The 9,135-nt window shown below is 55.8% G+C and carries 8 protein-coding genes and 2 pseudogenes; 8 read left to right on the top strand and 2 right to left on the bottom strand.

What is annotated here, in order from left to right; all coding sequences use genetic code 11:
• The 6 genes and pseudogenes from HMPREF3142_RS29650 to HMPREF3142_RS22310 form a co-directional block, all read left to right on the top strand.
• The coding region (locus tag HMPREF3142_RS29650; RefSeq protein ID WP_218070291.1) for a hypothetical protein at positions 1 to 183 on the top strand (183 nt) is incomplete at its 5' end.
• Between the two features lie 271 nt (positions 184 to 454).
• Entirely contained in the window at positions 455 to 994 is a 540-nt protein-coding gene (ssb, locus tag HMPREF3142_RS22330; RefSeq protein WP_032752069.1) for a single-stranded DNA-binding protein, read from the top strand.
• A 3-nt stretch (positions 995 to 997) separates the two neighbouring features.
• Positions 998 to 1,290, top strand: a pseudogene (locus tag HMPREF3142_RS22325) (DUF905 domain-containing protein).
• A gap of 68 nt (positions 1,291 to 1,358) precedes the next feature.
• Positions 1,359 to 3,359 (top strand): ParB/RepB/Spo0J family partition protein, encoded by a 2,001-nt coding sequence (locus HMPREF3142_RS22320; RefSeq protein ID WP_048295712.1) that lies wholly within the window; start codon positions 1,359 to 1,361, stop codon positions 3,357 to 3,359.
• Positions 3,360 to 3,403: 44 nt separating this feature from the next.
• Complete coding sequence (psiB, locus tag HMPREF3142_RS22315; RefSeq protein ID WP_070612626.1) at positions 3,404 to 3,835, top strand: conjugation system SOS inhibitor PsiB; 432 nt, start codon at positions 3,404 to 3,406, stop codon at positions 3,833 to 3,835.
• Positions 3,832 to 4,308: pseudogene (locus HMPREF3142_RS22310) on the top strand (plasmid SOS inhibition protein A); the annotation flags it as partial. The gene psiB and the pseudogene HMPREF3142_RS22310, both read left to right, overlap by 4 nt.
• Before the next feature lie 466 nt (positions 4,309 to 4,774).
• Here HMPREF3142_RS22310 and HMPREF3142_RS22305 read toward each other — a convergent pair.
• Positions 4,775 to 5,542, bottom strand: a complete 768-nt coding sequence (locus HMPREF3142_RS22305) for a GntR family transcriptional regulator (protein ID WP_228706485.1) — start codon at positions 5,540 to 5,542, stop codon at positions 4,775 to 4,777.
• A gap of 78 nt (positions 5,543 to 5,620) precedes the next feature.
• On the opposite strand from HMPREF3142_RS22305, the gene HMPREF3142_RS22300 reads away from it, so the two are divergent.
• Together HMPREF3142_RS22300 and dctA are read left to right on the top strand one after the other, a co-directional pair.
• Positions 5,621 to 6,976, top strand: a complete 1,356-nt coding sequence (locus tag HMPREF3142_RS22300) for a class-II fumarase/aspartase family protein (protein WP_070612622.1) — start codon at positions 5,621 to 5,623, stop codon at positions 6,974 to 6,976.
• A gap of 58 nt (positions 6,977 to 7,034) precedes the next feature.
• On the top strand, positions 7,035 to 8,327 hold the full coding sequence (gene dctA / locus HMPREF3142_RS22295; protein WP_070612620.1) for a C4-dicarboxylate transporter DctA: 1,293 nt from the start codon (positions 7,035 to 7,037) through the stop codon (positions 8,325 to 8,327).
• 24 nt (positions 8,328 to 8,351) lie between these two features.
• On the opposite strand, the gene HMPREF3142_RS22290 is transcribed toward dctA, so the two are convergent.
• Positions 8,352 to 8,966: a recombinase family protein gene (locus HMPREF3142_RS22290; RefSeq protein WP_070612618.1), complete on the bottom strand. Its 615-nt coding sequence runs from the start codon at positions 8,964 to 8,966 to the stop codon at positions 8,352 to 8,354.
• Positions 8,967 to 9,135: the final 169 nt, after the last annotated feature.

Genomic DNA, 9,135 nt, shown 5'->3' with positions numbered 1-9,135 from the left:
GGTCAACGGCAGCGCTTGCTGCGACCGTTCCGGCCGCGCCGCTTTCACCGTGCCGGCGATAAAGCTGCCTGCACTCTGCAGGGCAACGCCGTTTCGCGCCCGCGCGTTCCGTCGTTGCGGCGGGTGCCTGCTCCTTTCCCCTGGTACCCGTATCACCCTTTTGAGTCCATTCGCCCGGGCTGACATAGCCACAACCTGTCGCATTGGCTGTCCAGGGTGTAATGAACAGTCCACAAAACTTTTTGCATGGAACCGCAAAAACTTTTGTGTCCTGCCCCGGACAGATGCGTCAGGCCGTGGCGTCTTTGCCCTTGCGGCGAACGGCTCTCAAACGGGTGAAGTTAATACCAGGGGGCAGGTTCAGCAGGTCCCCGCACAAAGTCAAAACCGCGGCCCCGGCAACTCAACGGGTGATGGTTTTTAAAGACAAAACAACAGAGTAAGGAGATTCATCATGGCAGCACGTGGCGTTAACAAAGTCATTCTGGTCGGACATCTGGGACAGGACCCGGACGTGCGTTACATGCCCAACGGGGGCGCAGTGGCCAATCTGACGCTGGCCACGTCTGAAACATGGCGTGACAAGCAGACGGGAGAGATGCGCGAAAACACCGAGTGGCACCGTGTTGTCATGTTCGGCAAGCTCGCGGAAGTGGCGGGCGAATACCTGCGTAAAGGCGCACAGGTCTACATCGAGGGCCAGCTGCGCACCCGCAACTGGCAGGACGATGCCGGAGTCACGCGCTACGTCACCGAGGTGCTGGTCGGCCAGAACGGCACCCTGCAGATGCTCGGCGGCCGCCGTGAATCCGGTGAGCCTGAGAGCGCCGCGCCGCAGAGTCCTGCCACCCCGGCACAACCTGCTCAGGCCCCGGCTAAATCCCCGAAAGCGAAGGGCGGTAAGAAAGGCCGTCAGGATGCGGCTCCGTCTCAGCAACCGCCTCAGCCACTCCCGGATGATTTCCCACCAATGGATGACGATGCGCCCTTTTAAACCATGATGAACACGCCCCGTTCAGGCGGGGCAGAGAAGGAGAAACATATGGACCATAACGTTTTGTCCCCGCTTGAATCCATGCCGGATGGCACGTTTACCCGCGAGCAGGCTCAGATTGTCGCCGCGCAGTATCAGAATGTGGCGATTGAAGATGACCAGGGACCCATTTTCGCCTTGTCGTCCGTCATCAGGATGACGGCAGCATGATCTGGCGCGTCTGGAATTTTGAACCGGGCGGTGAGTACCTGATGAACCGCTATATCCGGGACTACGGAGTACGCAAAACGCAATAAGCCGTAAGAGGTGCCGGGCAGATGGGCCTGCCCGGCAGACATTAATCAATATCGGAGAGAAATTAATTATGTCAGTGACCGAGTCTAAAGCAAAAGCAACGGTTAAAACCAGCAAAAAAACGGTGAACCCTGCCGAAGCCGCCGCCCTCAAAGCCGCGCTTGAGGCTGCTCAGATTGAAATAGTGCCGCTGTCGTCGCTGGTCAAATCCCCGCTGAACGTTCGCACGATCCCCTATCCGGCTGACAGTGTCCGGGAGATGGCTGATTCCATCATGGCGATCGGCCTGATCCAGAATCTGGTGGTTCACTCGCTGCCGGACGGTATGTCAGGTGTGGCTGCAGGTGGCCGTCGTCTTGCCGCCCTGCAACAGTTGCTCAGCGAGCAGCGTATCGATGCCGGATATCCGGTTGTCGTCAAGCGTGTCAGTGACGACCTGGCGGTGGTCGCCTCGATTGTCGAGAACGACAAGCGTGTGGCCATGCACCCGGCAGAGCAAATCAGCGGGTTCCGTACCCTCTCAGAACAGGGGAAAACCCCGGCGCAAATCGGGGACCAGCTGGGCTACAGTGCCCGTCACGTTCAGCGCATGCTGAAGCTGGCAAACCTCGCCCCGGAACTGATTACCCTGCTGGCAGAGGACAAACTCGACGTGGAGCAGTGTCAGGCCCTGAGTCTGGAGAGCGACCCGGCACGTCAGGTGCAGGTGTATGACCAGGTGAAAACCTCATACGGCAGCACACCCGCTCACCTGCTGAAGCGGGCCATCACGGATACGGAAATCGCCGTAACCCACTCCCGCTTCGTGTTTATCGGTCGTGAAGCGTATGAGGCCGCCGGGGGCGTGGTGCGTGAGGATCTGTTCAGCGCCCAGGAGGGAGACGGAACGGCGGACGGGGTACTGGTTGAGCGTCTGGTTCAGGAGAAGCTGGCGGCGGCTGCGCTGGCCATCGAACAACAGGAAGGCTGGTCATGGTCACTGGCTCGTGAGGGATCCGTCAGAAACTACGGCGATGACCGCGAGCATTATCTGGTGCTGCCGGCGCCGGAGGGGGAATTCAGCGCTGAGGAACTGCAGCGTCTTGATGAACTGTACGCCACGATGGAGGCAACGGAAACCTTTGAGGACGAAGCCGCCATTCAGGTGCTGATCGATGAGATTGAAAATGCCGCATCGGTTCGGGCGTGGACACCGGAGCAGAAAGCGGCCTGTGGCGTGGTGGTCAGCCTGTATGACGGTGAGCTTTGCGTCCAGCGTGGTGTGCAGAAGAAGATCCAGACGGCGGCATCTGACGGCGGGGAGCACGGTGGCGAGCAGGCTTCTGTGCATGTGGTCACCCGCAGTATGCCGGATGCAGCAGAGGGTATCAGCGTGCCGCTCCTGAAAAAAATGTCTTCAGAAAGGACACTGGCGGTTCAGGCCGAACTGGTTAAGCAGCCACAGAAAGCCGTGGCCCTGATGGTCTGGCGGCTGTGCAGCTGCGTGTTCGACTACTGCACCACCACCCGGCACCCGTTTGTCCTGCGCCTTGAGGTGCATCACAGCGGCCTGACCAGTGAAGCCCCGACCGGAGAGGACGGTCAGGCATGGCGGTATCTGATGCAGGAGAAAGCCCGTCTGGAAGCCCTGCTGCCGGAGGGCTGGCAGAAAGATTTCACCACCTTCTTTACCCTCGACGGACAGACCCTGATGTCGCTGATGGCCTTCTGTACCGCCTGTTCCGTCGATGGCGTCCAGACCCGTGAATGTGGCCATACCCGCCGCAGTGACCTCGATGGCGTGGAGGCGGCGCTCGGGTTCCATCTGCGCGACTGGTGGCAGCCGACAGCGGATAACTTCCTCGGGCTGCTCAGCAAGGCCCAGATTGTGGCGGCACTGAAGGAGGCCGGGCTGACCGGAGCCGCCTCGGATGCCGAAAAAATGAAAAAGGGTGATGCTGCCAGCCATGCTGAACAGTGGCTCTCCGGCTCCCGCTGGGTACCGGGCTGGATGCAGTCCCCGGATGCCGTAACGCCGGACGATGCACATGCTGTCCCGGACACTGACAAACCGACTTCCCACGCTGCCTGATAACGGAGACGCCGCCCTGCGGGGCGGCGATAAGGAGACTGAAAATGAAAACGTTACTGACTCTGGATGTTCTCAAAACCATGTCCGCTGACGAGCTGGAAGACTACCGTGCAGCCGGTGAAGATTTTCGCCGGGAGCTGAGCCACGCTGTCATGCGCGATCTGACCTCACCGTCCGGCTGGTCCGTGAATGCCGAGTACCGGTGCGAATTTGGGGGCTTTTTCCCGGTGCAGGTCCGCTTTTCTCCGACCCATTGCCATTTTGATGTCGCTGTCTGCAGCCCCGGAGAGTTGAGTGACCGCTGGATGATCGTCTTTGTGACACGTGCTGGCCAGCCGTTCTCTGTTGTTCGCAGCATGGAAGAATTTAACCCGGCGTTGATCTCCCACACGCTGGCATTGATAGCGTGTCTCGATACTGACGGATATTCCTGCGCCAGTATCATAAGTACGCTGGAACAGGAGGGCGCACAATGATCCCTTCGTCCCGTTCCCTTGTCACCCTGCAGCCTGCCAGGCAGGCTGCGCTGCAGGCCATCATGACCGTGGAGAATGCCCGCCAGCGCGGTGCTCGTCTGTCTGCAGCGCCACACGTGCGTACCTTTCTGCGCCTGCTGACCGGGAACAGCCGCATGAACACGACCGTGGCGCAGCGCATTCCCGGCCTGAACTGGGACCCGAAGCATCGTCTGAGCAGTCTTAAGCAGGTGGAAGAGGCACTCGATGCACTGATTGCCAGTCACGGAGAGTGCTGTCCGCTGCCGCTGCCGGTTGATGTTCAGGCCGAACTGTTCCCCGAGGTGCAGCACAGCCGGACTGAGCGCCGGAAACAGCGCAGCAGCCTCGCCTTTACCCGTAAGATGCGTCGGGAAGAACGCGCATTGGCGCATCACTGGCGGTTACGGCAGAACCTGCTGGGACAGGCCGTCACGGAGCTGAATTTTCAGTCAGGGGTTCTACGCCAGAATCCCAGATTTTTCCGTCATCTATGTTGCAGTCAAAGCATTGTGACGATGCGATCGAGATTGCTTCTATCCCGGATGAACTGAAACAAATTAATCAGACACTTTTTGTATGATGATAGCTTCCTGGTGCAGTATGGCTCCTGTATCTGCTTAATAGGCAGCCATTCCAATATGCGCCAGTGCTGAGTCAGTCAGGATAGCGCAGGATAATCTCACGCTTCATGGAAGCCCACTCAGAGCGAGCGGAAGGGAGTTCAGCACCGGCTTCGGTGTCTGGTGTTCGTCATGTTCGTTGAAATTGTCTTAAACGCGCTGCGTCTTAGGTCAATACCATACTCCGATTGGCCGTTGACCTCTCGCTCTCCGACCATCTGCAAGTGTGTGGTCCTTACTGTCAACATCCCTGAACAGGTAAGCTCTCCAAAAAACAGGCGGATGCCGGAGACAGCACTTAACTTGTTTTATTTTTATCTCTCTCAAGTTTCATAATAAGCGCGAAACGCTCATGAGGATGAACTGTTACTGACGTCACCATCATGTTGGTATCCTGATCGCGATAGACACGCGTGATTTCCAGTGCGGGTTCACCTGCCGCGGTATTCAGCGCTTTTGACAGTTCTTTGGTTATCAGGACAGCCTTAACCCGCTGCTCTATAGTGTTAATGACCAGACCAAACTCTGCTTCAATAATGGCGGCTATCAGTACTTCTTTTCGCTCTTTCGCCAGCGGAACAACCGATACAAACTGTTTCGCTACATAGACATCCGTCCAGCATACCGGCTTTCCGGGATGTTCGCTGTCCGTCCTGACACTTGAAATACGCACATAATTACCACCTGGCTCCAGTCCCAGGCGCTCAGCCTGTGCCTTATCCGCCACAAATTGCTCGACTTCTTTCACTTCGCGCTGTTGCGTTTTTGCGAGATGCGCCAGGTCCGCAACGGAACCTAAAGTCTGGGAGTACCCTTTCTGACAGGTAGATGCCTCCACGCGCGTGCCAACACGTTTTTTGCGCGACACTAAACCTTGTTCCTGCAGACGTGCAATAGCTGCCCGGATGGTGCTACGGCTGACCTGGAACATCTCAGATAATTCATGTTCTGTCGGCAATAATGTGCCAACCGGATACTCACCGCAGTTAATCGCATCCGAAAGCTTTCTGGCCACCATTAAATATCTAACCGGGATCATATTTCTAACATTCCATTCAAGGATCAAATTGACTGAGCTCCTGCGACGCTTTAATTATGTACGAACATATTTAAAATGTACGTACATGTCTGTCAGGAGTTTTTTATGTCTAGCACCGTATACGATTCCCTGCTGTTCAGGAACATGTTTGCCACAGAAAAAATGCGCGCGGTCTTCTCTGATAAAGCATTGATTGAACGTTATATCGAAACGGAAGTCGCACTGGCCAGAGCTGAAGCGCGTTGCGGAATTATCCCGGCCAGTGCAGCGGTCGAGATTGCTGAAAAATCACGTTATGACGCGTTAGACCTCAGTGAGATGCAACATCAGACAGAAATTGTCGGTTATCCAATCCTGCCCCTGGTTGAGCAACTCTCAAAAATATGCGGCGAAGCCGGACGCTATGTTCACTGGGGAGCGACCACGCAGGACATCATGGATACGGCGGTAGTTTTACAGATTCGCTCTGCGCTGGATATCGTTGCCACCGATCTTCAGCACGTCAGAACGGCGCTGACCACACTGGCGAAAGCGCATCGCGACACACCAATGGCGGGGCGTACTCATCTGCAACATGCACTGCCTGTCACCTTTGGCTACAAATGTGCCGTCTGGTTGAGCATGTTTGATCGTCACGCCGAACGGCTTGCTCAGTTGCGTCCCCGCGTTGAAGTAGGGCAGTTCGCAGGAGCTGCCGGCACTCTTGCTTCGCTGGGCGAAAAGGGGCTTGAGGTACAGCAAGCGATGATGGAGGAACTCGGCCTGGGCGTACCGCAGACCACATGGCATGTGGCGCGCGACGGCTTCGCCGAAACCCTCAACTTCCTGGGTCTGGTGACCGGCTCGCTCGGTAAAGTGGCGCTGGATATCATGATGATGATGACCAGCGAGCTGGGCGAGGCCTATGAGCCATTCGTTAAGGGGCGCGGTGCCAGCAGTACCATGCCGCAGAAGCGCAATCCGATCTCCTGCGAAATTATCTATGCAGCAGCCAAAGGTGTCCGCCAGCATGCAGGCCTGATGCTGGACGCAATGATTCAGGATTTCGAGCGTTCAACCGGTCCATGGCAGGCGGAGTGGGTCGCCATTCCCGAATCCTTCATGTTAAGCAGTGCTGCGCTTGAGCAGGCCGTTTTCATGCTAAACGGTCTGGAAGTGAAACCCGACAACATGCGCAGGAATCTCGACATGACTCGGGGCCTTATCGTCGCCGAAGCAGTGATGATGGGACTGGCACCACAACTGGGTCGCCAGACGGCACATGACGTGGTGTATGACGCCTGTCGGGTTGCTAATACTGAGAATATGCCACTACTGGATGCGCTGCTGCGTAATGAGATTGTGACTGCCAGGCTCAGCAAGGCGGAATTACAGGCACTGACAGAACCGGGCAACTACACCGGACTCGCGCCAGTGATGGTGGATCGTGCCCTGCTGGCTTCCGAAAAAAATAAAAAATAGTACCAACAAGGGCAGCCAGACTGCCCTGTACCCTACCTGCCAATAAGAGAACAATGCCATGTCTACAGTTAAACCGTTCTGGAAAGGGCTGACGTTTCAGGTACTCGCCGCGATGGTGCTCGGAATTGTTCTGGGCTTTGCCTTGCCCGAGTTTGCGGTAAAATTCAAAATACTCGGCGACATTTTTTTGAAGCTGATTAAAACCGCCGTTGCACCGCTCATCTTTTTTACTGTTGTACACGGTATTGCTTCAGCGGGCGATATTAAGAAGGTCGGGAAAATAGGCGTACGTGCGCTGATCTATTTCGAACTGATCTCAACACTTGCGTTAGCGCTGGGTCTGGGATGGGCTAACCTGCTTAATATTGGTGCAGGCATGGGCAGCAGCGTCAGCGAGGCCGCCACTTCGGCAGTAAACATGACGCTGGCAAAAGGCCACGCACCGTCCAGTACCATGGAGTTTATTTACGCCATCTTCCCGGACAACTTCATTGGTGCCTTTGCCGGTGGTCAGTTGCTGCAGGTGCTGGTTATCTCAATCATCTTTGGTTTTGCCCTGCTGGCGCTGAGTCAGGAGAGGCGCACTGTCATTGAAAGTGGCATGAGCCGCATTTCCGAATGCTTCTTTGAATTTATCAACCTGATCATGCGTCTCGCACCGCTCGGTGCCTTTGGCTCGGTGGCATATGCCGTCGGCAGCAATGGCAGTTCAGTATTACTGTCGCTGCTGAATCTGGTGTTGATGTTCTATGTTGCCGTTGCCTTCTTTATCCTTGTCGTGCTGGCTGCCATTTGCCGCCTCTCCGGCTTCAGCTTATGGCGTTTTCTCAAATACATCAAAGATGAGATTTTCATCGTGCTGGGCACCGCATCTTCGGAGAGCGCACTGCCGCGCCTGCTGCAAAAGCTGGAGCGCTTTGGTTGCTCCCGTCAGAGTGTTGGATTGATACTGCCAACCGGATATGCCTTTAACCTCGATGGCACCAGCATTTATATGTCGATGTGCACGCTGTTCATTGCCAACGCGTATGGCATCGATCTGAGCTGGCAGCAGCAATTAGGTATTCTGGCGGTAATGCTGGTCACCTCAAAAGGCGCTGCCGCAGTATCTGGCGGGACTTTCGTGGTCTTCGCCGCCACGGTTGCTACCGTTGGGCATCTGCCGGTGGAAGGGCTGGCTTTGATCTTTGGCGTCTATCGCTTTATGTCAATGGCAGTCGCCACCTGTAACACCATCGGCAACAGCGTAGCAACCGTGGTGGTGTCCCGCTGGTGCGGTGAATTTTCTGAGGGAGATGCAAAGAAGGAGTACAGCCGTTTACTGAACAGTAAACCTGAGTCATCTTTGTAAAAAGGTTTTACGCGGGCACCAGAATTATCCCCTGTTGAGCAGCTTTATGCCGTCAGCGCGCAGTTGACCATCCGGGGATATGTGGCGGTACAGCGTTTGTCGGGTTATCCCCAGCTCCTGGCATAGCGTACTGACTTTCGTCTCTGGCCGCCCCATTGATGCCATTGCCAGTCGCAATTTTATTGGCGTCATTTTGTAAGGCCGTCCGCCGTTCCTCCCGCGGGCTCTTGCTGAGGCAAGGCCTGCAGTCGTTCGCTCGGAAATCAGTTCGCGTTCAAACTCAGCCAGTGCAGCAAAGATGCCAAATACGAGTTTGCCGGCAGCCGTCGTGGTATCGATAGTTGCACCGTGACCGCTCAGTACCTTCAGACCTATACCGCGCTCGGTCAGGTCATGCACTGTATTAATGAGATGACGAAGGTCTCGACCCAGTCGATCCAGTTTCCATACGATCAGTGTGTCGCCAGGCCTTAGCGCTTTCAGACAGGCGATTAGTCCGGGCCGATCTTCTCGCTTGCCTGATGCCCGGTCCTCATAAAGATGGGCAACATCAACTCCAGTAGCGATCAGCGCATCACGTTGTAAATCATTCGCCTGTGAACCATCAGCTTTTGACACCCGCATATACCCTATTAACATATTATCCCTGTCATATATACGTTCGATTATGTGACATTCTGATTTTGGTGTCGTTTTCAGAAGACGACCGCACCATCTGACTGGATGTAACGCCTGGTGTGCATACGGCTCCTGACAGCCCAATATCAGGAGTCGTCTGCACCAATCTCGACTATGCTCAATACTCGTG

It is taken from the genome of Klebsiella sp. HMSC16C06 (assembly GCF_001808325.1).
Classification (GTDB): domain Bacteria; phylum Pseudomonadota; class Gammaproteobacteria; order Enterobacterales; family Enterobacteriaceae; genus Klebsiella; species Klebsiella variicola.
Note: the sequence above shows the minus strand (reverse complement) of the source record. Positions and strands in the feature narration are given on the sequence as shown.

What these genes read in the sequence shown, in the direction of transcription:
- ssb (WP_032752069.1), top strand. Translation starts at nt 455, where the DNA reads ATGGCAGCACGTGGCGTTAACAAAGTCATTCTGGTCGGACATCTGGGA.
- HMPREF3142_RS22320 (WP_048295712.1), top strand. Translation starts at nt 1,359, where the DNA reads ATGTCAGTGACCGAGTCTAAAGCAAAAGCAACGGTTAAAACCAGCAAA.
- psiB (WP_070612626.1), top strand. Translation starts at nt 3,404, where the DNA reads ATGAAAACGTTACTGACTCTGGATGTTCTCAAAACCATGTCCGCTGAC.
- HMPREF3142_RS22300 (WP_070612622.1), top strand. Translation starts at nt 5,621, where the DNA reads ATGTCTAGCACCGTATACGATTCCCTGCTGTTCAGGAACATGTTTGCC.
- dctA (WP_070612620.1), top strand. Translation starts at nt 7,035, where the DNA reads ATGTCTACAGTTAAACCGTTCTGGAAAGGGCTGACGTTTCAGGTACTC.
- HMPREF3142_RS22290 (WP_070612618.1), bottom strand. Translation starts at nt 8,966, where the DNA reads ATGTTAATAGGGTATATGCGGGTGTCAAAAGCTGATGGTTCACAGGCG.